Raw genomic sequence first — 22,254 nt, forward strand, 5'->3', positions numbered from 1 at the left:
GGACCGCCCAGGAGCTTCCCCCGATGAAACGCCGCCCGTTCCTCAAAGCTACCCTCGCCGCCAGTACCCTGCTGCTCAGTGGCCTGTTCCCGTACAGCCTGCAAGCTGCCGAAACCATCAAGGTCGGCATTCTGCATTCGCTGTCCGGCACCATGGCCATTTCCGAAACTTCGCTGAAAGACATGGCGTTGATGACCATCGACGAGATCAACGCCAAAGGTGGCGTGCTCGGTAAAAAGCTTGAGCCCGTGGTGGTTGACCCGGCTTCCAACTGGCCGCTGTTCGCGGAAAAAGCCCGCCAGCTGCTGACCCAGGACAAAGTGGCAGTAACCTTCGGTTGCTGGACCTCGGTATCGCGCAAATCGGTGCTGCCGGTTTACGAAGAACTCAACGGCCTGCTGTTCTACCCCGTGCAATACGAAGGCGAAGAAATGTCGCCGAACGTGTTCTACACCGGCGCTGCGCCCAACCAGCAAGCCATTCCGGCCGTTGAATACCTGATGAGCGAAGACGGCGGCGCCGCCAAGCGCTTCTTCCTGCTGGGTACCGACTACGTCTACCCACGCACCACCAACAAGATCCTGCGCTCGTTCCTGCACAGCAAAGGCGTGGCCGACAAGGACATCGAAGAGGTCTACACCCCCTTCGGTCATAGCGACTATCAAACCATCGTGGCCAACATCAAGAAGTTCGCGGCCGGTGGCAAAACGGCGGTGATCTCCACCGTTAACGGCGACTCCAACGTGCCGTTCTACAAGGAACTGGGCAACCAGGGCATCGAAGCCACCGAGACCCCGGTTGTGGCCTTCTCGGTAGGCGAAGAAGAACTGCGCGGCATCGACACCAAGCCACTGGTGGGCCAACTGGCCGCCTGGAACTACTTCCAGTCAGTGGATAACCCCACCAACAAGAAATTCGTCGACAGCTGGAAGGCCTACGCCAAAGCCAAAAACCTGCCGAACTACCAGACCGCAGTAACCAACGACCCAATGGAAGCCACCTACGTGGGCATCAACATGTGGGCCCAGGCCGTCAACAAGGCCGGCACCACCGATGTCGACAAAGTGCGTGAAGCCATGGCCGGTCAGGAGTTCGTCTCGCCAGACGGCTACACCATGGTTATGGACAAAACCAACCACCACCTGCACAAGCCGGTGATGATCGGCGAAGTGCAGGACAACGGGCAGTTCAACGTGGTGTGGCAGACCGAAGGTCCGGTGCGTGCTCAACCATGGAGCCCGTATATCCCGGGTAACGACAAGAAGCCGGATTACGCGGTTAAGTCGAAGTAAGGCAATTGTGCTGGACGTAGGTTGAGTAGGAATTCCCTCACCCAACCCCCGTCGTTCCTGCGCAGGCAGGAACCCAGAATCGTGCAGGGGAACCGTGTCAGCCGACCGATCTCCGTACCTGGGTCCCAGCCTGCGCTGGGACGACGGTGTTGCGTCCACGTCACCCATTGCCCTCCCCCGTCCGGCACGATCTCCAAGGACGCTCTTATGCTCACTGCCCTGCTCCGTTCTCTACCCCTACTTCCTCTGCTGCTCACCCTCCTGGCACCCACTGCCCAGGCCGGCGATGCAGCCGATTTCGTTGCCGCCAACCCCGCCAAGCAGGCCACCCTGCTGGAAGACTGGTCGGCCCACCCCGATGCCAAGCGCTTGCCACTGATCGAGGCCCTGCAAAAAGGCCAACTGGCCAGCGACAGCAACAAGGTGCCGTTTATTCAGACCGACAGTGGCTGGCAAGCCGCCGAAGGTGGCGATGCGCAACCGGCTGCAACGCCGAAAAAACTGCCATTGAACAACCGCCTGCGCGGCCTGATCGGCACTGCCCAGGCCAGCCACCTGCTGCTGGATAAACAGCCGGCCGTGCGCCTGGCCGCCGCGCAGCAACTGCAGAAAAGTGCCAAGCCGGCGCAGTTGGAATTGCTCAATGCGCGCGTGGCCAGTGAAGACGACGACACGGTGCGCGACGCGCTCTCTCTGGCCCTGGCCAACCTGCAGTTGATCGACGCCGACCCGGCGATTCGCCTGGCCGCGGTGCGCCTGCTGGGTGAAACCGGCGACCCCCTGGCCCGCACCCGCCTGGAAACCCTGCTCGACCCGGCGGTAGAAACCGATGCCAGCGTGCGCACCGCCGCCGAAACCAGCCTGGCGCAGGTTAAACGCCGGCTGCTGTTCGGCGAGTTGCTGGGGCAGGCCTTCAGCGGTTTGTCTCTGGGCTCGATTCTGCTGCTGGCGGCCCTTGGCCTGGCGATCACCTTCGGCCTGCTCGGGGTGATCAATATGGCCCACGGCGAAATGCTGATGCTCGGTGCCTACTCCACCTATATGGTGCAGATCCTTTTTCAACGCTTCGCTCCCGAGGCGCTGGCGCTCTACCCCTTGGTGGCGCTGCCGGTAGCGTTCTTTGTCACCGCTGCCATCGGTATGGCCCTGGAGCGCACGGTGATCCGCCACCTCTACGGTCGTCCGCTGGAAACCCTGCTGGCCACCTGGGGTATCAGCCTGATCCTGATTCAACTGGTGCGCGTGCTGTTCGGCGCGCAGAACGTGGAAGTGGCCAACCCGGCCTGGCTGTCGGGCGGCGTGCAGGTGCTGCCGAATCTGGTGCTGCCGTATAGCCGTATGGTGATCATCGGCTTCGCTTTGTTTGTGGTGGTGCTGACCTGGCTGCTGCTGAACAAAACCCGCCTGGGCCTCAACGTCCGTGCCGTCACCCAGAACCGCAATATGGCTGCCTGCTGCGGGGTGCCCACCGGCCGTGTGGACATGCTCGCCTTCGGCCTCGGCTCAGGTATCGCCGGTCTGGGCGGCGTAGCCCTGAGCCAGATCGGCAACGTCGGCCCGGACCTTGGCCAGAGCTACATCATCGACTCGTTCCTGGTGGTGGTGCTCGGCGGTGTCGGCCAGTTGGCCGGTAGTGTGATGGCCGCCTTTGGCCTGGGCATCGCCAACAAGATTCTCGAACCACAGATCGGCGCCGTACTGGGCAAGATCCTTATCCTCGCCTTGATCATTCTGTTTATTCAGAAGCGTCCGCAGGGCCTCTTTGCACTTAAAGGTCGGGTGATCGATTGAACCAGCCAATCAGCCTTACGCTGGCGCAGAAAGCCGGCCCGAAACTGACCCTCGGCATCGCTGCCGTGGTGCTCGCCGTCCTGATCATTCTGCCGTTGCTGCACCTGTTGCCGGCGGACAACCCGCTGCAAGTGTCGGCCTACACCCTGACCCTGGTGGGCAAGATTCTTTGCTACGCCATCGTTGCCCTGGCCCTGGATCTGGTGTGGGGTTACGCCGGTTTGCTGTCCCTCGGCCATGGCCTGTTTTTCGCCTTGGGCGGTTATGCCATGGGCATGTACCTGATGCGTGAAAGCGCCGGCGATGGCCTGCCGGCATTCATGGTGTTTCTGTCCTGGAGCGAACTGCCCTGGTACTGGGCCGGCACCCAGCATTTTCTCTGGGCCCTGTGCCTGGTGGTGCTGGCGCCTGGTTTATTGGCCCTGGTATTCGGTTTCTTCGCCTTCCGTTCGCGGATCAAGGGCGTGTACTTCTCGATCATGACCCAGGCCCTGACCTTCGCCGGCATGCTGCTGTTTTTCCGCAACGAAACCGGCTTCGGCGGCAACAACGGCTTTACCAACTTCCGCACCATTCTGGGCTTTGATATCACCGCGCAAGGCACGCGCACGGCATTGTTTCTGGCCATCGTCGCGCTGCTTTTCGTCAGTCTGCTGCTGGGCTGGCGTCTGGCCAAAAGCAAGTTCGGCCGGGTGCTGACGGCGCTGCGTGATGCCGAGAACCGCCTGATGTTCTGCGGCTACGACCCACGCGGCTACAAGCTGTTTATCTGGGTGTTGAGCGCGGTGCTCTGTGGTCTGGCCGGGGCGCTGTATGTGCCGCTGGTGGGCATCATCAACCCCAGCGAAATGTCGCCGACCAACTCCATCGAAGCGGCAGTGTGGGTGGCCCTTGGCGGGCGCGGCAGCCTGATTGGGCCGATCCTTGGTGCCGGTATCGTCAACGGCATGAAGAGCTGGTTCACCGTGGCCTTTCCCGAGTATTGGCTGTTCGCCCTGGGGGCCTTGTTTATCCTGGTGACGCTGTATCTGCCCAAGGGCGTGATCGGCCTGCTGCGCAAAAAGGGGGAACAATAATGCGCGCCACTCCGGTACCCGAATTTATGCTCGAGCCTGCTTACAATCCCAATAGCGACGCCGGCACCAGCCGCGATGCGCTGGGCCTTGGCCGCGCCGCTGGCGAGGGCCTGGATGTGCGCCACGGCACCATCCTGACCCTGGAAGATATCAACGTCAGCTTCGACGGCTTCAAGGCCCTGACCAACCTCAGCCTGTACATTGGCGTCGGCGAGCTGCGCTGCATCATCGGCCCCAACGGCGCCGGCAAGACCACCATGATGGACGTGATCACCGGCAAGACCCGCCCCGACAACGGCAAGGCCTACTTCGGCGAAACCCTCGACCTGACGCGGATGAGCGAGGTACAGATCGCCCAGTCCGGTATTGGCCGCAAGTTCCAGAAACCCACGGTATTCGAAGCCCTGAGCGTGTTTGAAAACCTCGAACTGGCGCTGAAAACCGACAAGTCGGTATGGGCCAGCCTGCGCGCCAGGCTCAATGGCGAACAGCGCGAGCGGATCGACGAAGTGCTCACCACCATCCGCCTGGAAAGCTCGCGTAATCGCACCGCCGGCTTGCTCTCCCACGGGCAGAAACAGTTTCTCGAAATCGGCATGTTGCTGATGCAGGACCCGCAACTGCTGCTGCTGGATGAGCCGGTGGCGGGCATGACCGACGCCGAAACCGAATTCACCGCCGAGCTGTTCAAATCCCTGGCGCGCAAGCACTCGCTGATGGTGGTCGAGCACGACATGGGCTTTGTCGGCTCCATCGCCGACCACGTCACCGTACTGCACCAGGGCAGCGTGCTGGCCGAAGGGTCGCTGGCCGACGTGCAGGCAGATGAGCGGGTGATTGAGGTTTATCTGGGGCGCTGAGCCACCTACAAATACCCCGTAGGAGCGGCTGTAGCCGCGATGCTTTTCAAGATCTACAGCATCGCGGCTACAGCCGCTCCTACGAGGGCGTGCAAAGGACATCGCTATGTTGCAAGTTGAAAAGCTTCATCAGTTCTATGGCGGCAGCCATATCCTGCGCGGGCTGTCGTTCGAGGCCAAAGTGGGCGAAGTCACCTGCCTGCTGGGCCGCAACGGCGTGGGCAAAACCACCCTGTTGAAATGCCTGATGGGCCTGATTCCGTCCAAGGAAGGCGCGGTGCAATGGGAAGGCAACGCCATCACCACCTTCAAGCCGCACCAGCGCGTGCACGCCGGTATTGCCTATGTACCGCAAGGCCGGGAAATCTTCGGCCGGCTTACAGTGGAAGAAAACCTGCTGATGGGCCTGTCGCGCTTTCCCGGCTCACAGGCCAAAGAAGTGCCGGCGTTTATCTACGAGCTGTTCCCGGTGCTCAAGGAAATGAAACAACGCCGCGGCGGCGACCTGTCCGGCGGCCAGCAACAACAGCTGGCGATCGGCCGGGCGCTGGCCAGTAACCCGCGCCTGCTGATCCTCGACGAACCCACCGAAGGTATTCAGCCCTCGGTGATCAAAGAGATCGGCGTGGTGATCAAAAAGCTCGCCGCCCGTGGCGATATGGCGATTCTGCTGGTGGAGCAGTTTTACGACTTTGCCGCCGAACTGGCCGACCAGTACCTGGTGATGTCCCGCGGCGAGATTGTGCAGCAGGGGCGTGGCGAGACCATGGAAGCCGATGGGGTTCGCGGGTTGGTCGCGATTTAAACGCCAACACAAAATCTTGTGGGAGGGGCTTTAGCCGCGATGCCTTTGATGTTGAAAAGCATCGCGGCTGAAGCCGCTCCTACAGGGTCGGTGTTTACGAGGCGAACTCTGCCTCCGTCTTCGCCAACTGCCGTTTAACGCTATCCAGATGCAATCGCGCACTCTCTGCATTGCCGATCAACATCTGCTTGCCCGCCGCGCTGGCAATCTCATGGGATACGGCCTTCAGCGGCCGCCCGCTGCTCATGGCCTTGAGCTGCACTTGGGCGGCGCGCTCCAGGTAATAGAGATCATCCCAGGCCTCGGCAATGCTCGGCCCCAGCACCAGCGGGCCGTGGTTTTTCAGCATCAGCACATCGGCATTGCCAGCCGCGCGGGCAATACGTTCGCCTTCGGCATTGTCCAGCGCCAGGCCGTTGTAGTGCTCATCCACGGCCAGCCGCTCGTAGAACTTCAAGGCGGTCTGCCCGGCCCAGACAAAGGGCTCGCCTTCGAGCATGCACAGCGCCGTGGCGTTGGGCATATGGGTATGGAACGCCGCCGTGGCACGGGGGTTGAGGCGGTGCAATTGGGCGTGGATAAAAAACGCCGTGGCTTCTGGTTTGCCCTCGCCCAACACCACACGGCCGTTGAAGTCGCAGATCAGCAGCGACGAGGCGGTGACTTCGGCAAATGCCAAACCATAGGGGTTGACCAGAAATAGCTCGGGGTGACCCGGCAGCACCACCGAGAAGTGATTGCAGATGCCCTCGCCCATGCCCAGCCGCGCCGCCATCCGAAAGCAGGCGGCCAAGTCGATGCGGGCAGCGCGGATGGCCGGGGTGTTGAGGTCGGCGGCCAGTATGTCGGCGGCGGGGGCGCGGTTGAGTTCGAAGGCGTGGGCCATGGCGGCGACTCCTGAGTAGAGGGCGATGGGGCAAGACTAGCGGGGTTAGGGGCACTCGGTAGTAGGGACAGATGAAGTGCTCCGATGAGCCAGTTTTGCTCAAACCGCCGCGATCATTGTGGGAGGGCGGCCATCCGATTTAGCCGCGAGCTTTTAAAATCAAAGGCATCGCGGCTAAAGCCGCTCCCACAAAAGACAGACTGCAGTTCCTGGCCCACCCTTTTCCCCCATCTGGCCCTACGACCACGCCGGGGTTTGTTTCTAAGGTGACCCCATTCCACCGCCGACCGTTTGAGGCCCGCCATGAGCAGCGAAATCACCAACGCATACGTCCACGCCCTCGACCGCCAGTTTGTGTTCCACTCCTGGTCGATCCAGAGCACCCTCAACCCGCTGGTGATCGCCGGTGGCCAGGGCTGCACGCTGTGGGACTACGATGGCAACCAATACCTGGATTTCAGCAGCCAGTTGGTCAACACCAACATCGGCCATCAGCACCCCAAAGTGATCGCGGCCATTCAGGAACAAGCCGGCTCGCTGGTGACCGTGGCACCCGCCACTGCCAACCTGATGCGCGGAGAAGCGGCCAAACGCATCCTCTCCCACGCGCCCAGCAACTTCAGCAAGGTGTTCTTCACCAACGCCGGTGCCGACGCCAATGAAAACGCCATGCGCATGGCCCGCCAGTTCACCGGGCGCGACAAGATTCTTTCCGCCTACCGCTCCTACCACGGCAGCACCGGCTCATCGATTGCCGCCACCGGCGACCTGCGCCGCGTACCGAATGAATTCGCCCGTGGCCATGTGCACTTCTTCAACCCCTACCTGTACCGCAGCGAGTTTTACGCGACCACCGAAGGGGAAGAATGCGAACGCGCGCTGCAACACCTGCGCCGCGTGATCGAATGCCAGGGGCCGAACTCCATCGCCGCGATTCTGATGGAAAGCGTACCGGGCACTGCCGGCATTCTGGTGCCGCCCAAGGGCTACCTGAATGGCGTGCGCGCCTTGTGCGATGAGTTCGGCATGCTGCTGATTCTCGACGAAGTGATGGCCGGCTTCGGCCGCACCGGTGCCTGGCTGGCGATGGATAACTTCGACGTGGTGCCGGACCTGATCTGCTTCGCCAAAGGGGTGAACTCAGGTTACGTACCGGCCGGTGGCGTGATGATTTCCCAACCGATTGCCGAGTTCTACGACAACCGTTTCTTCCCCGGTGGCCTGACCTACTCCGGCCACCCGCTGGCCATGGCCGCCATCGTCGCCACCCTGGATGTAATGGCCGAAGAAGGCATAGTCGACAACGCGCGGATGATCGGCCAGGAATACCTCGGCCCCGGCCTCAAGGCGCTGGCGGCCAAACACCGGTTGATTGGTGAAGCGCGCGGTATTGGTTTGTTCTGGGCGTTGGAAATGGTCAGCGACCGCGTCAAGAAAACCCCGCTGGCACCGCCCGTAATGGCGCAGATGAAAGCGGCGTTCCAGGCCCGTGGCCTGCTCACCTTTATCGTGGAAAACCGCATTCACGTGGTGCCGCCGTGCATCGTCAATCCCCAGCAGGTGGCGCAGGCGTTGGCGATTTTTGATCAAGTGATTGGCGAGTTTTCCAGGAATCACGCTGGGTAAAGATCAACAGCATCGCGGCTGAAGCCGCTCCTACGGATTGTGTGCTCTCGTAGGAGCGGCTTCAGCCGCGATGCTCTTGGCGTTACCAATAATTCTCCACAGCCACCGCCCCAGGCCGGCGGGTCAAACTCAGCTGCATATCGCGGGTTTTCAGCACCGCCCGGCAGTCCTCGATCATCTGCGGGTTGCCACACAACATCACCCGCGAATGCTCCGGCGTCAGTTCCAGGCCCACCGCCTGTTCCAGCTCGCCGTTGGCGATCAACCCGGTCACTCGCCCATGCAAGGCACCGGGCATTTCTTCGCGGGTGACGATGGGCACATAGACAAACTTGTCGGCGTATTCGGCCAGGTACTCGCGCTGCATCAACCCGGCAATCAGCTCCTGATAGGCCAGCTCGGTGCGTGAACGCGCGCTGTACACCAGCACAATGCGCTCGAAGCGCTGCCACACCTCGAAGTCCTGCAGGATCGACAGAAACGGTGCCAACCCGGTGCCAGTGCCGATCAGCCACAGGTCGCGGCCATCGACAAAGCGCTCGAGAGTCAGATAACCCACGGCCTGGCGCTCCACCAACAGCTCATCGCCGACCTGCAAACGGCTCAACTCACTGGTGAATTCACCGCCGGGCACCACGATGGAAAAGAACTCCAGATGTTCGTCATGGGGTGCCGACAGCATCGAGTAGGCGCGCCACACCAGACTGCCGTCGGCCTTGCGTACGCCCAGGCGGGCGAACTGCCCGGCGCGGAAACGAAAGCCGGCATCGCGGGTGGTGCGCAGGCTGAACAGGGTGGGCGACCAGGGCCGCACGTCCAGCAGGGTTTCGCGGGTGAATTTGTCGTCGCTAGCGGTCATACACACAGATCCTGTCAGAGCCGAGCCCGCAGTGTCGCGCAAAGTGGCGCTGGGCAATACCCGCAAAGCATAGGGTTTTAGCCAACGCATTGGCCGCGTAAGCCATGGACGCCTCCGGCCAATCGGCAGAGTGTGGGTACACAACAAAAACCAGGGAGACACCCATGTCCTTCGCACAAAAAACCATCTGGATCACTGGTGCCTCATCGGGCATTGGCGAAGCCTTGGCCACGGCCTTTCTGCAGCAAGGTGCCAAGGTGATTGTGTCCGGCCGCCGGGTCGAGGAACTCCAGCGCGTCGCCGCCCAGGCCCCGGAACGATGCCTGGTGCTGCCCTTTGAAAGTACCGACTACCCGGCCCTGCCCGACGTGGTCGAACGTGCCTGGGCCTGGAGCGGCCAGGTCGATCTGCTGATCAACAATGCCGGCGTCAGCCAACGCAGCCTGGCGCTGGACACCCACCTGGAGGTGTACCGCCAGTTGATCGAAGTGGATTACATGGCACCGCTCGCCCTCACCCAATTGCTGCTGCCGAAAATGACCGCCCGGCGTGGCGGCCATCTGGCGGTGGTCAGCTCGGTGGCCGGCAAGGTTGGCACACCGCTGCGCAGTGGCTACTGCGGCGCCAAACACGCGGTGATCGGTTACTTCGACGCGATCCGCGCCGAGGTGGAAGAGGCCTATGACATTGCCGTCAGCGTGATACTGCCGGGTTCGGTGCATACCTCGGTGGCGATCAATGCCCTGTCCGGGGATGGCAGCGCCCGTGGCCACTCCGACCCGAATATTGAAAACGGTATGGACGTGAGCGTGGCCGCTGCACAGATTCTCGCCGGCCTGGCCGAGCGTCAGCGCGAAATTCCGATTGCCGAAGGCATCGAGGCGATGGCGCTGAAACTGCGGGTGGCCAACCCTGAGCAGCTGTACACGCTTACCGCCAAAGAAGGCGCACGCTTGGCGGCCCAGCGGGAGGCGGGTGGGTCGTTGGACCCGAGCAATATCCGGTCCGGGACTTGACCCCAACAGCATCGCGGCTGCTCCTACGGATTGTGCGGTCCCGTAGGAGCGGCTTCAGCCGCGATGCGCTTCAAGACCCAAAACGCTGCAACTGCATCTCCTGCAACCGGCTCAAGGTGCGGCGAAAGGCAAAGGCCAGATAGCCCTCGGTGTACAACGCTGCAAGGGCCACCTCCGCCTGCACATACAGCGGCACACGCCGGTCGTAGCATTCATCCACCAGGGCAATAAACCGCCGCACGCTGTCATCACTCGCCGATAGCGCGGGCAACTGCCGATCCCCCGCCGCCACCTGCTGCACACCATCCTCGGTACCCCGGGCGATTTTCGCCGCGCGTTGCCGGCCGCTGAGGTTGGGTACGTCGCTGAGCAGAATGGCAGTGAAGCGGTCGCATAACGCCATAAAGTCCGGCGCGGCAAACGGCTTTTCGCATAACTCGGCAAAGCGGCACCACACCACCGTGCCGGCATACGCCTCGCTCATCAGGCTGCGATTACCCACGCTGAGCACGCCCTTCTCCACCGTCTGCCCGGCACTCAGTTGGGCGAACACCGCCGCCAACGGATTGCCCTCGGCACTCAGCCAATACCGCTGCTGGGCGATGCCCGGGTGCAGGCGATGGTCTTCACCGCCATCAATCGCCACCACCTGCATATGCGCCTCGATGGCGGCAATCGCCGGCAGAAACCGCTCGCGGTTGAAGCCGTCGGCATACAGCTGCTGTGGCGGCTGGTTGGAGGTGGCGACCAGCACCACGCCCTGTTCGAACATCAGGGTGAACAGGTTGCCGAGGATGATCGCGTCACCAATGTCGCTGACAAACAGCTCGTCGAAACACAGCACCCGAAGCTCACGACCCAGCTCAACCGCCAAGGCGCGCAACGGATCGGGCGTGCCGGTGAGTTGGAACAGGCGCTGGTGCACCCACTGCATAAAGTGATGGAAATGCTGACGCCTGGCTGGCACCTGCAGGCTGTGGAAAAAGCAGTCCATCAGCCAGGTTTTACCGCGGCCGACCGGGCCCCACAGGTACACGCCCTGTTCCAGGATGTCGTGACAACGCTGCAAGGCTTGCGCCGCTTGCAGTTGCGCGGTGTCGGGAAAGAAACCGTTGTGGGTGATGGCGTGGTGGTAAGCGGCCAGAGGTTGAAGCGCTGCCATGCAGAAACGACTCGGACGGGAAAGCGCAGAGCATACCGTAGGGCGAATACCGCCTCGGCGGTATCCGCCGCTACACAGACCGGGAAGCGGCGGATAGCCGCGATGCGGATATTCGCCCTACGCCGGTGGTGGCCTTGGCCCTTTGCAGCCTCCAGCCACATCGGCCATCATTGCCGCCTTTGCTCCCCTGCGGTTTCTGCCATGCCCCTGTTCACCACCCCCTTCGCCGCCCTCGACCTGTTCCGCCAGCCGCCGCAGCGCGACGATCCGTTGCAGGCCTTCGATGCGGCCGACGAGTACCTGCTCAACCACTTGGCCGAACAGGGCCTGGCGGCAGACGCGCGGATGCTGTTGCTGAACGACAGCTTTGGTGCACTGGCCGCCAGCCTGGTGGGCAAGGCGCAGGTGGTCAGCAGCGGCGACTCGCACCTGGGGGCATTGGCGCTGGCCAATAACCTGGCGTGCAACCAATTGGCCGCCGACAGCGTGCATTTCGTGCCGGCCAGCCAGCGCGTGAGCGGGCCCTTCGACTGGGTGTTGATCCGCATCCCGAAAACCCTGGCCTTGCTGGAAGAACAACTGATTCGCCTGCACGGCCAGCTCGCCCCCGGCGCTCGGGTGGTAGCCGCCGGCATGGTCAAGCACCTGCCACGCAGTGCCGGCGATTTGCTCGAGCAATATATCGGCCCGGTGCAGGCTTCGCTGGCGGTGAAAAAGGCCCGCCTGCTGTTGGTTACGCCTGGGGATAAACCGGCAGTGACCTCGCCCTACCCCAGCCGCTATCTGCTCGACAGCCCGCGCCTGGAACTGCTGAACCACGCCAATGTGTTTTGCCGCGAAGGCCTGGATATCGGCACCCGTGCCTTTCTTCCGCACCTGCCGCTGAACCTCGGCACGGCACGGGTGGCAGACCTGGGTTGCGGCAATGGCGTGCTGGGCATCGCCTGCGCCCTGGCCAACCCCGAGGCACAGCTGACCCTGGTGGATGAGTCGTATATGGCGGTGCAATCGGCTGCGCAAAACTGGCAAGCGGCACTGGGCGCTCGCCCGGTGGATATCCGCGCTGGCGATGGCCTGGCCGAGCAGCCGGAAGACTCATTGGATCTGGTGCTGTGCAATCCGCCGTTCCATCAGCAGCAAGTGGTCGGCGACTACCTCGCCTGGCGCATGTTCCAGCAAGCCCGCGCGGCCCTGGTCAAAGGCGGCGAGCTATGGATAGTCGGCAACCGTCACCTGGGCTACCACGCCAAGCTCAAGCGCCTGTTTCGAGGGGTTGAGCAGGTGGCGGCGAATCCGAAATTCGTGATTCTCAAAGCGATCAAGTAGCCGATTTGTTCCACGAACCGCGATGTTGATAAATCGACGGTGGCGGAGACCTTCAAGCTGCAGGAGCGGCTTTAGCCGCGATGCTATTACCCCTCAAGAGCATCGCGGCTGCTACGGCGTAGTCATCCCCGCCGCATGCATAAACATGCGCAACAGATACGACACCGCCCCCAACGCCACTACGCTGGCCGCCCAGATGCCCACCAGCCAGCCGAGGCGCTTCCACAGGGGTTTCTTTTCGCTGCTGTCCATCACGCGCGCTCCCATTAGTGATAGCCCTGATCCGGCGTCACCTTGCCGCGGAATACGTAGTAGCTCCAGGCGGTGTACATGAGGATAAACGGGATGATGAACAGCGCTCCGACCAGAATGAAACCCTGGCTTTGCGGCGGCGCAGCAGCCTGCCAGATGCTTACCGACGGCGGGATGATATTCGGCCACAGGCTGATACCCAGGCCGCTGTAGCCGAGGAAGATCAGCACCAGGGTGAGGATAAACGGCGAGTAGTTGCGGTTGTTATGCACGCTGCGCAGCAAGCCGTAGAAGGTCACCAGCACCAGCAGAGGCACCGGCAGGAAGTAGAACAGGTTGGGCAGGCTGAACCAGCGCTCGGCGATTTCTGCGTGGGCCAGCGGCGTCCACAAGCTGACCACCCCGGTGACGCCCAGCAGCACAAAGGCCAGCGGCCGCGCCAGGTCATGCATCTGGCCCTGCAAGCGGCCTTCGGTTTTCATGATCAGCCAGGTGCAGCCCAGCAGCGCGTACGCGGCGATCAGGGCAAAGCCGCAGAAGATCGGGAACGGTGCCAGCCAGTCCAGCGAGCCGCCGGCATATACCCGGCTGACCACCGGCAAGCCATCGATATAGGCCCCCAAGGCGACGCCCTGGAAGAAGGTGGCGGTCAGCGAACCGCCGATAAACGCCTTGTCCCAGATATGCCGTTTGCGCTCCTTGGCCTTGAAGCGGAATTCAAAGGCCACGCCACGAAAGATCAGCCCCAGCAGCATAAAGATCAGCGGCAGATAGAGGGCGCTGAGCACCACTGAATAGGCCAGCGGAAAAGCCCCGAACAGCGCCGCACCGCCGAGTACCAGCCAGGTTTCGTTACCGTCCCAGACCGGTGCCACGGTGTTCATCATGATGTCGCGCTCGCCGTCGTCTTTGACAAACGGGAAGAGGATGCCGATGCCCAGGTCGAAGCCATCCATGATCACGTACATCATGATGCCGAAGACGATGATCACCGCCCAGATCAGCGAAAGATCGATACCCATAGTCAATTGCTCCCGCCGTTCTGGTCAGCTTCCAGGCCTTCACCGGGCGCCGACAGCGGGCGTGCCGGTGTGCGGTGCTGGCCAGGGCCGCCAATGCCTTGTTCCTTGCCTTCGTCGGTGACCGGGCCTTTGCGCACCAGGCGCACCATATAGCCGAGACCAACGCCGAACAGGGCGAAATACACCACCACAAACAGAATCAGGGTCAGGCTCATCTGCGCGAAGCTGTGGTTGGACGACGCATCGGCGGTGCGCATCAGGCCATACACCACCCAGGGCTGGCGCCCGACTTCGGTGGTGAACCAGCCGGCGAGAATGGCGATCAGGCCCGACGGCCCCATCCATAGCGCCAGGTACAGAAAGGGTTTGGATTCATACAGCTTGCCGCGAAAGCGCAGCCACAGGCTCCACACGCCGGTGAGCAGCATCAGCAGACCGAGGCCGACCATGACGCGGAACGACCAGAACACGATGGTGGAATTGGGTCGGTCTTCGGCTTTGAACTCCTTCAGCGCCGGCACTTGCTGGTCCAGGCTGTGGGTGAGGATCAGGCTGCCGAGATAGGGAATTTCCACGGCGAAGCGGGTCTTCTCGGCTTTCATATCCGGCCAGCCAAACAGGATCAGCGGGGTCGGCTCGTTGCCGACGTTTTCCCAGTGGCCTTCGATGGCGGCGATTTTCGCTGGCTGGTGCTTGAGGGTGTTGAGGCCATGGAAGTCGCCAATCACCATCTGGATCGGGGCGACGATCAGCGCCATCCACATGGCCATCGACAGCATGCGGCGGATCGCCGGGTTGTCACGCTTGCGCAGCAGGTGCCAGGCCGCCGAGGCACCGACGAAAAACGCGGTAGCCAGGAAGGCGGCGGTGGACATATGGATCAGGCGATAGGGGAACGACGGGTTGAAGATCACCGCGATCCAGTCCACCGGAATCACCCGACCATCGACGATCTCGTAGCCCTGCGGGGTTTGCATCCAGCTGTTGGAGGCGAGAATCCAGAAGGTCGAAATCAGCGTGCCGATGGCCACCATCACCGTGGCGAAAAAGTGCAGGCCGGGGCCCACGCGGTTCCAGCCAAACAGCATGACGCCGAGGAAACCGGCTTCGAGGAAGAACGCCGTCAGCACTTCATAGGTCAGCAACGGCCCGGTGACCGCCCCGGCGAAGTCGGAGAACGCGCTCCAGTTGGTGCCGAACTGATAGGCCATGACCAGGCCCGACACCACGCCCATACCGAAGTTGACCGCGAAGATCTTCGACCAGAAGTGGTACAGGTCGCGGTAGGTCTCGTCATTGGTCTTCAGCCACAGACCTTCGAGCACAGCCAGGTAGCTGGCCAGACCGATGGTGATGGCCGGGAAGATGATGTGAAAGGAAATGGTGAACGCGAACTGCATTCGCGCCAGATCCAGCGCCTCTAAGCCAAACATGGATGTTCCTCATCAAAAACAATCAGCAAGCATTCTCCGGGCATCTCGTTAGCCCCGGAAATCAGCATTCGGTTCAGGAAATTATTGTTATGACGGTCAACGCAAATAGGGGCAGCTGGGCCCTGCACGCAGTACCAAGGGGTGTACTGACATGAGTCAAAGCCTAACGCTTTAGCGTAGACGGGCTGCTGTGGTCGATTGTCGCGCGAGGGAAATCAGCGGCGGGGTTTGTTGCGGACGGCGAGGTTTGGCGGGGACATCAACAGCCTTGCCAAACAGCGAGTGGCTGCCTGGCAAGGTCGATAAAGCGCTGAACTCAGGTGGCGTCGGCGTGGCTGACCAAGCCCTTGATCACCACCGCCACGCTGGCTATCGCCGCTGGCACCACCAGGGCGGTCAGCACCTGCTCGAAGTTCCAGCCCAGGCCCAGCAAGGTGGCCCCGATCCAGGCACCGAGGATGGCCCCGAAGCGGCCGATGCCGAGCATCCAGGACACACCGGTGGCGCGCCCCTGAGTCGGGTAGAAACGCGCCGCCAACGACGGCATGGCCGACTGCGCGCCGTTGATGCACATGCCCGCCAGCAACACCAGAGTGGCCAGGACAGTCACCTGGCCCAGGCTCTGGCCGACGAAGTAAGCGAACACCCCCGCCAGCAGGTAGAAGGTGCCGATGACCTTGTGCGGGTTGAACTTGTCCATGGCCCATCCCACGCCAACCGCGCTGAGCACACCGCCGAACTGGAACAGCGCGCCGATAAAGGCGGCCTGCTCCATGCTCGCGCCGCTGTCGCGCATCAGGGTTGGCAGCCAGCTGGTGAGCAGATAGACGATCACCAGGCCCATGAAATAGGTCAGCCACAGCAGCAAGGTGCCGGCGCTGTAGGTGCCGGAGAACACCACTTTCAGCACATTGCGGCTCTGTACGGTTTTCTGTTCCGGCACGCTGAAGTCAGCGGCCATGGCCACCTCGGCCGGTGCGATGGGTTGCAACACCTTGCGCACTTTCTCCGCGCCGCGGTTACGCACCACCAGAAAGCGCGCGGACTCCGGCAGCCACACCAACAGCACCACCGCCAGCAGCAACGGCAGAATGCCGCCGAGCAACAGCAGGCTGTGCCAGCCAAAGGCGGGAATCATTTTTGCCGAGATAAAACCGCCACCGGCCATGCCCAGGTTGAAACCGCAGAACATGCTGGTGACCAGCAGCGACTTGAGCCGCTCCGGGGTGTACTCGGACAGCAAGGTGGTGGCATTCGGCATGGCCGCGCCCAGGCCCAGACCGGTGAGCAGGCGCAGCACCAGCAGTTGGTCGAGGCTGGTACTAAAGGCCGACAGCAGGCTGAAGAAACCGAACAGGGCCACGGCAACCACCAGCACCACCTTGCGCCCGAAACGGTCGGCAATCGGCCCGGAGCCGAGGGCACCGAAGACCATGCCGATCAGCGCGGCGCTCATCACCGGGCCCAGGCTGGCGCGGTCGACGCCCCAGTCCACGGTCAGCGCCGGGGCGATAAAGCCCATGGCGGCGGTGTCCAGGCCATCCAGAAAGACGATCAGAAAGCACAGCAGCACGATCTTCCACTGATAGCGGGAAAGCGGCTGGGCGTTGATAAAACCTTGTACGTCGAGGGTGCCGCCAGTGGGCACGTGAGCTGGGCTGGTCATGCGGAAAATTCCTGTGAGTTTTTCTTCGCCAGGCACATGCAGGCGAATGGAACAGGAATGAGGGACGGGCCGGGCACACGCTGCACCGCGACGGTCAGCGAAGCGCGGGGGCGCTGCGGCAAACGGATGTCCATGGCTGGCTCTCATTTGTTTTTATTGGAGTCGTAGCTTGGGTCGCGAGGGCGACCGGAGCACAGTACGCAGCGGCAGGGGGGCGCTTCAATCCGATAATCGACTAACTGGGCGTTTATCGAACACAAGCGAGCATGTGAATTGAGTGCGCAAGGTGTAGGAGACCATCTTGGATTGCCGTTCAGAGCATCAAAAACTCGCGGCTAACCGGAGCGCCGGACCGGCCGCTCCGACGGGTTGTGGGGTTTTCAGGCAAACCGCGTCAATGAAACAACCGCGTACTCAGTTCTTTGCTGGCTTCCAGCAGCACCGGCAAGAAGCGCGTTTCCAGCTCTTGCCGCGAGATGCGTCCGGCGTGGGTGCCAACGTTCAACGCCGCCAGCACCTGGCCGGCGGAGTCTTTCAGCGGCACGGCAATCGAGCGCAGGCCCACTTCCAGTTCCTGGTCGATGATCACCCAGCCCTGCTGGCGAATCTCGGCGATGCTGGCGCGCAGGGCCTCCGGGGTGTGCACGGTGCGGCTGGTCTTGATCTGCATCTCGGCGTGGTCGATGTAGTCGTTCAGCGCCGCGTCATCCAGGGCCGCCAACAGGATGCGCCCCATGGACGTGCAGTAGGCCGGCAGGCGGCTGCCGACGCTGAGGTCCACCGAGATCAGGCGCTGCGGGGTGGCCGAGCGGGCGATATAGAGAATCTCGTCGCCTTCCAGGGTGGCCATCGAGCAGGCCTCGTGCAGTTGCTCGCTGAGGCGATCGAGAATCGGCTGAGCGGTGACCGCCAGCGGCGTTGAGGACAGGTAGGCGTGCCCCAGGGTCAGCACCTTGGGCAGCAACGAGTAGGTGCGCCCGTCGGTGGTGACATAGCCCAGGCTCATCAGCGTGTGCAGGCAGCGGCGCACCGCGGCACGGGGGATTTCCGTACGGTGGCTGATCTGCGCAATGGTCAGGTGGCGCTTGCGCTCCTGAAAGGCGTGGATTACCGCCAGGCCGCGGGCCAGGGAGGTCATGAAATTCGGATCGCCGGTAAAGGCTTCGATGCGCTTGGCCGGTGAAGCAATGATCGGCGGTGCCAGGGGCGGCAGGGAAATACGGGCTTCGTCAGTCATCTTGTTATTGTCTCGTGCAGCGTGGGCAGAAAACCCAGTCTGTTGAAGTGTGGCCGATTATCGAACCGTAGTTCGATAATCGCAATTGACCCTCTCGGCTCTGCCGCCTACCTTGACCGCCCTGTTGCCATAACCGGCAGCAGCAAGGGTTGTGCTCACAAGGTGCAGCCCTGGAGACGCCACGGCGCCTCCTCTCCCCGTCCGAGCCCTGCCACCGTCGCGCTACCCGCGCGCCGGCAGGCCGGCTCAACCGACCCCGTTCAGCAATCAAATAAACCTTCAGTTCTGCGCAGCGAACACCTGCGTAGTGAGCTGGCGCAGGCGGCTGCGGGTGCGGACAAAGTCCAGGTGCGAACCGGGGCGGCATACCTCGTCCAATTCGGCGGCGCAGCCGAGCAGCAGGTGCACGCCACTGTCGTAGGCGATATCGACGAAATTGAGAATGCGCTGCTGCACATCGATGCCTTCGCTATCCAGACAGGGCACGCCGTAAATGGCGATCTGCCGGTAACGCTGACACAGCCAGAGAAAGTCGGCGCTGGAATGGGGATGGCGGCACAGCTGATCAAAATCCAGCAAGGCGCGAGTGCCCTCCAACGCCTGCACCCGCAGCGGATGGTGATTGACCTCCAGCACCCGCTCGCGCTCCACCGCCTGGCTGAAACCCAGCTGCTGCTCCAGCCAATCGCCCAGCGCCGGCGACAGCGGCCAGGCGTAGTAACCCCAGGATTCCTGGGCACTGGCCCGCTCGCGGTAGTCTTCGCCGGCATCCAGATGGAGCACCGTAAAACGCGACTCCAGCAGCTCGATGGCCGGCTTGAAACGGTCGCGGTACAGCGGATTGGGACAGAGGTTGATCGGCGCGTAGTTGGAGGTACAGACCAGGCCTACACCCTCCTCCACCAGCACCTTGAGCAGACGCCCGAGCAGCATGGCATCGGCGATGTCATGCACATGGAATTCATCGAAACACAGCAAGCGCGCTTCCTGCGCTACCTCGCGGGCCACCCGCAGCAGCGGCTCGTTCTGCCCGGTAAAGGCCCCCATACGCTGCTGCACTTCCTGCAAAAATGCATGGAAATGCACCCGGCGTTTGGCCTGCACTGGAGCGGCGGCGAAGAAGGTGTCCATGACAAAACTTTTGCCCCGGCCTACCCCGCCCCACAGGTAAATGCCCGCCACGGGCTTGCGCAGCCAGCTGCGCCGCCCCGCCAGCCAGGCATCGAGCCAGCTGGCAAGGGTGTCGATAGCTGCCTGTTGCGCGCTGTCGGCCCGGTAACCGCGGGCTTCCAGCGCATCGACGAAACGTCGCCGAATGCGCTGCTCGACCGGTTCGAGCAGGCCTTCGGCGTCGGGCCCGGCTATATCAGAAGTCAAAACCCACCTTTAGAAATCGAAGAAGACCGTTTCGCCCTCACCCTGAATACGGATATCGAAGCGGTAAGCCAGCTTGCCGTCAACCTCGAAGCGCGTGGCCACCAGGGTTTCACGGCGTTGCGGCTGCTCGATCAGGTTAAGCACCGGGCAGGCTTTGTTGGCCTCGGCTTCGTCATCGAAGTACAGACGGGTTTGCAGATGGATATTGATGCCCCGGGCAAACAGCGACACGTTGATATGCGGTGCCATGGGCACCCCGGCGGCGTTCTTCACCACGCCGGGCTTGATGGTGTGCAGCGTCCACTCACCGGCATCGAAGGTGGTGGCGGTGCGGCCAAAGCTGTTGAAGGGTTTGGCCAGATTGAAATCGGCGTCGTATTGGCCTTGGTGGTCGGCTTGCCAGAACTCCAGAAACGAGTCGCGCACCAGGTGGCCGTTGCCGTCGTAGACATTGCCCAGCAGCAGGATGTGTTCGCCCGGCGCGCCTGGCTTGGCCATTTCGTTCCAGATTTCCTGCTCGCGGGCCGGGTTGCCGGCAGCGCTCAGGGCCAGACCGATATGCACATAGGGGCCGGCGGTCTGCGAGGGCGTTTCGTTCAGCAGTTGAATAGGCATGGACGCATCCTCCTCAGCAGTTTTCAAAATGGGTTTTGCGCTGGCCGCGCAACACGATATCGAAGCGATACGCCAGGCAATCCATCGGATTGGCCGCGCTCATGTCGAGCTTGGCGATCAGGCTTTGCACCGCTTCCGGGTTGGCGATGGATTTGACGATGGGGCACATCGGAATCAGCGGGTCGCCTTCGAAATACAGCTGGGTGATCAAGCGGGTGGAGATCGACGGGCCGCTGATGGAGAAATGGATATGCGCCGGACGCCAGTCATTCGGGCCGTTGCGCCATGGGTACGGGCCCGGCTTGATGGTGCGGAAGCTGTAATAGCCATCGCGGTCGGTCAAGGCACGGCCGACGCCACCGAAGTTGGGGTCTAGCGGTGCCAGGTAGCGGTCGTTCTTGTGGCGATAACGGCCGCCAGCGTTGGCTTGCCACATTTCCACCAGGGTATGGGGAATCGGTTTGCCGTATTGGTCGCAAACCCGCCCGGAAACGATGATGCGCTCACCCACCGGCAGGCCGCCGTTATTAAAGTTGAGCAACAGGTCGTTGTCGTACTGACCCATCTTCAGGTGCGAGAAGTCCGGGCCGGTGGTTTCCGAAACGGATTGCGGGATGCTCACCAACGCTTGGCGCGGCGAACGGGGAATGGAGGTTTTGTAATCAGGCGTCAGGGCTTTGGGGTGCCAGTTACGATCACGGATGACGAAGCGACTGCTGTCTGCATCAGACATGTCGTTCTCCTTTCTTGGATTTATAGGGGCGAACAGGCAGCCAGTCTGCTGAGGCTGAGGATCGAGGAAAAATGAATGTTAGCGGCCCTTCCATAACCATTTGGTTATGGTTATCCATTTAAGGGCATCGCGACTGAAGCCGCTCCTACGGGAAGCGCAGTCTGTAGGAGCGGCTTCAGCCGCGATCCCTGCAAGCGTGAAAATCCGCTATGGAAAACTGCCCTCCCGATACGCCTGCCCCACTTCGCGCAACACCTCAACGCTCCAATGCGCCGCCAGCGACAAGGGCAGCGCCGCGTTACTGCAAATACCCACCGACCCACCGGGCTCCTTGATCCCCAGTTGCAGCTCGGCCAGACCGCCGTTGGCCAGGTCCAACTGCACCGCGTCATAAGGCGCGATCCATACCGCATCGCTACTTTGCACATAGCGGCGGCTCAGGGTGATGGACAGAGTTTCCAGGCGCTGGCGCGGCGGGCTGATGCCGCATTGCACAAACAGCGCATCGGCGTATTTGCGGATGGTGGTGCCCGCCAGAGGCAGCACCAGCGGGTAGTCCTGCAACAGTTGCTGCGCCTGCACCGCCTCCAGCAGTGGATGGCCAGGGCGCACCACCAGGGTCATCGATTCGCTGTACAGATGCTCGAAGGTCAGCCCCTGAATCTGCGGGCTGTCGGTCATCCGCCCGACCACCAGGTCCAGCTCGCCGACATGCAGTTGGGATAACAGAAAGGCGCTGGGCCCGGTCACCACACTGGCCACCAGCGCCGGATGGCGTTCGTGTAGGCGCCGCACCACTTCAGGAATCAGCAGACTTTCCACCGTGGAAAGCACCCCCAGACGTACGGTGCCGGACTCATGCTCGCCGCTGCGCAAGCTGTTCACCCCATCCCGCAGGGCCTGCACACAGGGGCCGGCGTAACGCATAAAAGCCACGCCGGCTTCGGTGAGCGCGACGCCGGTCTTGCTGCGCTCGAACAGGCTCGCGCCCAGCAGCTCTTCCAGCTCTTTGAGGGTCTTGGAGATCGCCGGCTGGCTGACCGCCAGCTTGTCCGCCGCGCGTGCCAGGGTGCCTTGACGCGCCACTTCGAGAAAGCACACCAGGTGACGGAATTTGATGCGGGTATCGATATTCATCGGCGGGCCGGGCTGAAACAGTGGCGGCTAGTCTGCAAGGGAATGGCGCCTGGAGACAACTGCATGCGGTTTGCCCCTCATGC

21 protein-coding genes are annotated in these 22,254 nt (G+C 62.3%); 8 read left to right on the top strand and 13 right to left on the bottom strand.

What is annotated here, in order from left to right:
* The first annotated feature begins 23 nt into the window (after positions 1–23).
* The 5 genes from urtA (at position 24) to urtE (ending at position 5,824) form a co-directional block, all read left to right on the top strand.
* Positions 24–1,292: an urea ABC transporter substrate-binding protein gene (gene urtA / locus ACVW0Y_RS12420; RefSeq protein WP_457438638.1), complete on the top strand. Its 1,269-nt coding sequence runs from the start codon at positions 24–26 to the stop codon at positions 1,290–1,292.
* A 207-nt stretch (positions 1,293–1,499) separates the two neighbouring features.
* A complete protein-coding gene (gene urtB / locus ACVW0Y_RS12425; RefSeq protein WP_457438639.1) occupies positions 1,500–3,083 on the top strand; it encodes an urea ABC transporter permease subunit UrtB in 1,584 nt (527 codons plus the stop codon).
* A complete protein-coding gene (gene urtC / locus ACVW0Y_RS12430) occupies positions 3,080–4,159 on the top strand; it encodes an urea ABC transporter permease subunit UrtC (RefSeq protein ID WP_457438640.1) in 1,080 nt (359 codons plus the stop codon). The genes urtB and urtC overlap by 4 nt, the downstream gene beginning before the upstream one ends.
* Positions 4,159–5,019, top strand: coding sequence for an urea ABC transporter ATP-binding protein UrtD (urtD, locus tag ACVW0Y_RS12435; protein WP_457438641.1), 861 nt, complete (start codon positions 4,159–4,161; stop codon positions 5,017–5,019). Before urtC ends, urtD begins: the two co-directional genes overlap by 1 nt.
* Before the next feature lie 106 nt (positions 5,020–5,125).
* Positions 5,126–5,824 (top strand): urea ABC transporter ATP-binding subunit UrtE, encoded by a 699-nt coding sequence (urtE, locus tag ACVW0Y_RS12440; protein ID WP_457438642.1) that lies wholly within the window; start codon positions 5,126–5,128, stop codon positions 5,822–5,824.
* A 94-nt stretch (positions 5,825–5,918) separates the two neighbouring features.
* Here the strand turns inward: urtE and ACVW0Y_RS12445 are convergent, their stop codons facing one another.
* The gene (locus ACVW0Y_RS12445) at positions 5,919–6,710 is read right to left on the bottom strand and encodes an aldolase (protein WP_457438643.1); all 792 of its coding nucleotides are present in this window, start codon (positions 6,708–6,710) and stop codon (positions 5,919–5,921) included.
* Between the two features lie 303 nt (positions 6,711–7,013).
* Here ACVW0Y_RS12445 and ACVW0Y_RS12450 point away from each other — a divergent pair, with 303 nt between their 5' ends.
* Complete coding sequence (locus tag ACVW0Y_RS12450; protein ID WP_457438644.1) at positions 7,014–8,336, top strand: aminotransferase class III-fold pyridoxal phosphate-dependent enzyme; 1,323 nt, start codon at positions 7,014–7,016, stop codon at positions 8,334–8,336.
* Positions 8,337–8,418: 82 nt separating this feature from the next.
* Here the strand turns inward: ACVW0Y_RS12450 and ACVW0Y_RS12455 are convergent, their stop codons facing one another.
* Complete coding sequence (locus tag ACVW0Y_RS12455; RefSeq protein ID WP_457438645.1) at positions 8,419–9,195, bottom strand: ferredoxin--NADP reductase; 777 nt, start codon at positions 9,193–9,195, stop codon at positions 8,419–8,421.
* 164 nt (positions 9,196–9,359) lie between these two features.
* On the opposite strand from ACVW0Y_RS12455, the gene ACVW0Y_RS12460 reads away from it, so the two are divergent.
* Complete coding sequence (locus ACVW0Y_RS12460; protein ID WP_457438646.1) at positions 9,360–10,211, top strand: SDR family NAD(P)-dependent oxidoreductase; 852 nt, start codon at positions 9,360–9,362, stop codon at positions 10,209–10,211.
* Between the two features lie 70 nt (positions 10,212–10,281).
* On the opposite strand, the gene zapE (ACVW0Y_RS12465) is transcribed toward ACVW0Y_RS12460, so the two are convergent.
* Positions 10,282–11,373: a cell division protein ZapE gene (zapE, locus tag ACVW0Y_RS12465; RefSeq protein ID WP_457438647.1), complete on the bottom strand. Its 1,092-nt coding sequence runs from the start codon at positions 11,371–11,373 to the stop codon at positions 10,282–10,284.
* A 201-nt stretch (positions 11,374–11,574) separates the two neighbouring features.
* Between zapE (ACVW0Y_RS12465) and ACVW0Y_RS12470 the strand changes: the two genes are divergently transcribed.
* Positions 11,575–12,699, top strand: a complete 1,125-nt coding sequence (locus ACVW0Y_RS12470; RefSeq protein ID WP_457438648.1) for a methyltransferase — start codon at positions 11,575–11,577, stop codon at positions 12,697–12,699.
* A 111-nt stretch (positions 12,700–12,810) separates the two neighbouring features.
* Here ACVW0Y_RS12470 and ACVW0Y_RS12475 read toward each other — a convergent pair whose 3' ends face one another.
* From ACVW0Y_RS12475 to pcaQ, 10 genes are all read right to left on the bottom strand, one after another.
* A complete protein-coding gene (locus ACVW0Y_RS12475; RefSeq protein ID WP_457438649.1) occupies positions 12,811–12,951 on the bottom strand; it encodes a DUF2474 domain-containing protein in 141 nt (46 codons plus the stop codon).
* Positions 12,952–12,965: 14 nt separating this feature from the next.
* Positions 12,966–13,973, bottom strand: coding sequence for a cytochrome d ubiquinol oxidase subunit II (gene cydB / locus ACVW0Y_RS12480; RefSeq protein ID WP_457438650.1), 1,008 nt, complete (start codon positions 13,971–13,973; stop codon positions 12,966–12,968).
* A 2-nt stretch (positions 13,974–13,975) separates the two neighbouring features.
* Positions 13,976–15,406, bottom strand: coding sequence for a cytochrome ubiquinol oxidase subunit I (locus tag ACVW0Y_RS12485; RefSeq protein WP_457438651.1), 1,431 nt, complete (start codon positions 15,404–15,406; stop codon positions 13,976–13,978).
* Between the two features lie 316 nt (positions 15,407–15,722).
* Complete coding sequence (locus ACVW0Y_RS12490; protein WP_457438652.1) at positions 15,723–17,072, bottom strand: aromatic acid/H+ symport family MFS transporter; 1,350 nt, start codon at positions 17,070–17,072, stop codon at positions 15,723–15,725.
* A complete protein-coding gene (locus tag ACVW0Y_RS12495) occupies positions 17,069–17,206 on the bottom strand; it encodes a hypothetical protein (RefSeq protein WP_457438653.1) in 138 nt (45 codons plus the stop codon). The genes ACVW0Y_RS12490 and ACVW0Y_RS12495 overlap by 4 nt, the downstream gene beginning before the upstream one ends.
* A 260-nt stretch (positions 17,207–17,466) precedes the next feature.
* The gene (locus ACVW0Y_RS12500; protein WP_457438654.1) at positions 17,467–18,309 is read right to left on the bottom strand and encodes an IclR family transcriptional regulator domain-containing protein; all 843 of its coding nucleotides are present in this window, start codon (positions 18,307–18,309) and stop codon (positions 17,467–17,469) included.
* Between the two features lie 279 nt (positions 18,310–18,588).
* On the bottom strand, positions 18,589–19,686 hold the full coding sequence (gene zapE / locus ACVW0Y_RS12505) for a cell division protein ZapE (protein ID WP_457438655.1): 1,098 nt from the start codon (positions 19,684–19,686) through the stop codon (positions 18,589–18,591).
* Between the two features lie 9 nt (positions 19,687–19,695).
* Entirely contained in the window at positions 19,696–20,301 is a 606-nt protein-coding gene (gene pcaG, locus ACVW0Y_RS12510) for a protocatechuate 3,4-dioxygenase subunit alpha (protein ID WP_457438656.1), read from the bottom strand.
* A gap of 13 nt (positions 20,302–20,314) precedes the next feature.
* Positions 20,315–21,034, bottom strand: a complete 720-nt coding sequence (gene pcaH, locus ACVW0Y_RS12515; protein WP_457438657.1) for a protocatechuate 3,4-dioxygenase subunit beta — start codon at positions 21,032–21,034, stop codon at positions 20,315–20,317.
* A gap of 207 nt (positions 21,035–21,241) precedes the next feature.
* Positions 21,242–22,171 carry a pca operon transcription factor PcaQ gene (pcaQ, locus tag ACVW0Y_RS12520; protein ID WP_457438658.1) on the bottom strand — a complete coding sequence of 310 codons (930 nt, stop codon included), beginning with the start codon at positions 22,169–22,171 and terminating at the stop codon, positions 21,242–21,244.
* Positions 22,172–22,254 lie beyond the last annotated feature (83 nt).

The organism is Pseudomonas sp. TE3786 (assembly GCF_054057335.1).

What these genes read in the sequence shown, in the direction of transcription:
- urtB (WP_457438639.1), top strand. Translation starts at nt 1,500, where the DNA reads ATGCTCACTGCCCTGCTCCGTTCTCTACCCCTACTTCCTCTGCTGCTC.
- pcaH (WP_457438657.1), bottom strand. Translation starts at nt 21,034, where the DNA reads ATGTCTGATGCAGACAGCAGTCGCTTCGTCATCCGTGATCGTAACTGG.
- urtA (WP_457438638.1), top strand. Translation starts at nt 24, where the DNA reads ATGAAACGCCGCCCGTTCCTCAAAGCTACCCTCGCCGCCAGTACCCTG.
- urtD (WP_457438641.1), top strand. Translation starts at nt 4,159, where the DNA reads ATGCGCGCCACTCCGGTACCCGAATTTATGCTCGAGCCTGCTTACAAT.
- ACVW0Y_RS12490 (WP_457438652.1), bottom strand. Translation starts at nt 17,072, where the DNA reads ATGACCAGCCCAGCTCACGTGCCCACTGGCGGCACCCTCGACGTACAA.
- pcaQ (WP_457438658.1), bottom strand. Translation starts at nt 22,171, where the DNA reads ATGAATATCGATACCCGCATCAAATTCCGTCACCTGGTGTGCTTTCTC.
- ACVW0Y_RS12475 (WP_457438649.1), bottom strand. Translation starts at nt 12,951, where the DNA reads ATGGACAGCAGCGAAAAGAAACCCCTGTGGAAGCGCCTCGGCTGGCTG.
- pcaG (WP_457438656.1), bottom strand. Translation starts at nt 20,301, where the DNA reads ATGCCTATTCAACTGCTGAACGAAACGCCCTCGCAGACCGCCGGCCCC.
- ACVW0Y_RS12495 (WP_457438653.1), bottom strand. Translation starts at nt 17,206, where the DNA reads ATGGACATCCGTTTGCCGCAGCGCCCCCGCGCTTCGCTGACCGTCGCG.
- zapE (WP_457438647.1), bottom strand. Translation starts at nt 11,373, where the DNA reads ATGGCAGCGCTTCAACCTCTGGCCGCTTACCACCACGCCATCACCCAC.
- ACVW0Y_RS12470 (WP_457438648.1), top strand. Translation starts at nt 11,575, where the DNA reads ATGCCCCTGTTCACCACCCCCTTCGCCGCCCTCGACCTGTTCCGCCAG.
- ACVW0Y_RS12500 (WP_457438654.1), bottom strand. Translation starts at nt 18,309, where the DNA reads ATGACTGACGAAGCCCGTATTTCCCTGCCGCCCCTGGCACCGCCGATC.
- ACVW0Y_RS12460 (WP_457438646.1), top strand. Translation starts at nt 9,360, where the DNA reads ATGTCCTTCGCACAAAAAACCATCTGGATCACTGGTGCCTCATCGGGC.
- ACVW0Y_RS12455 (WP_457438645.1), bottom strand. Translation starts at nt 9,195, where the DNA reads ATGACCGCTAGCGACGACAAATTCACCCGCGAAACCCTGCTGGACGTG.
- ACVW0Y_RS12485 (WP_457438651.1), bottom strand. Translation starts at nt 15,406, where the DNA reads ATGTTTGGCTTAGAGGCGCTGGATCTGGCGCGAATGCAGTTCGCGTTC.
- ACVW0Y_RS12450 (WP_457438644.1), top strand. Translation starts at nt 7,014, where the DNA reads ATGAGCAGCGAAATCACCAACGCATACGTCCACGCCCTCGACCGCCAG.
- cydB (WP_457438650.1), bottom strand. Translation starts at nt 13,973, where the DNA reads ATGGGTATCGATCTTTCGCTGATCTGGGCGGTGATCATCGTCTTCGGC.
- ACVW0Y_RS12445 (WP_457438643.1), bottom strand. Translation starts at nt 6,710, where the DNA reads ATGGCCCACGCCTTCGAACTCAACCGCGCCCCCGCCGCCGACATACTG.
- urtE (WP_457438642.1), top strand. Translation starts at nt 5,126, where the DNA reads ATGTTGCAAGTTGAAAAGCTTCATCAGTTCTATGGCGGCAGCCATATC.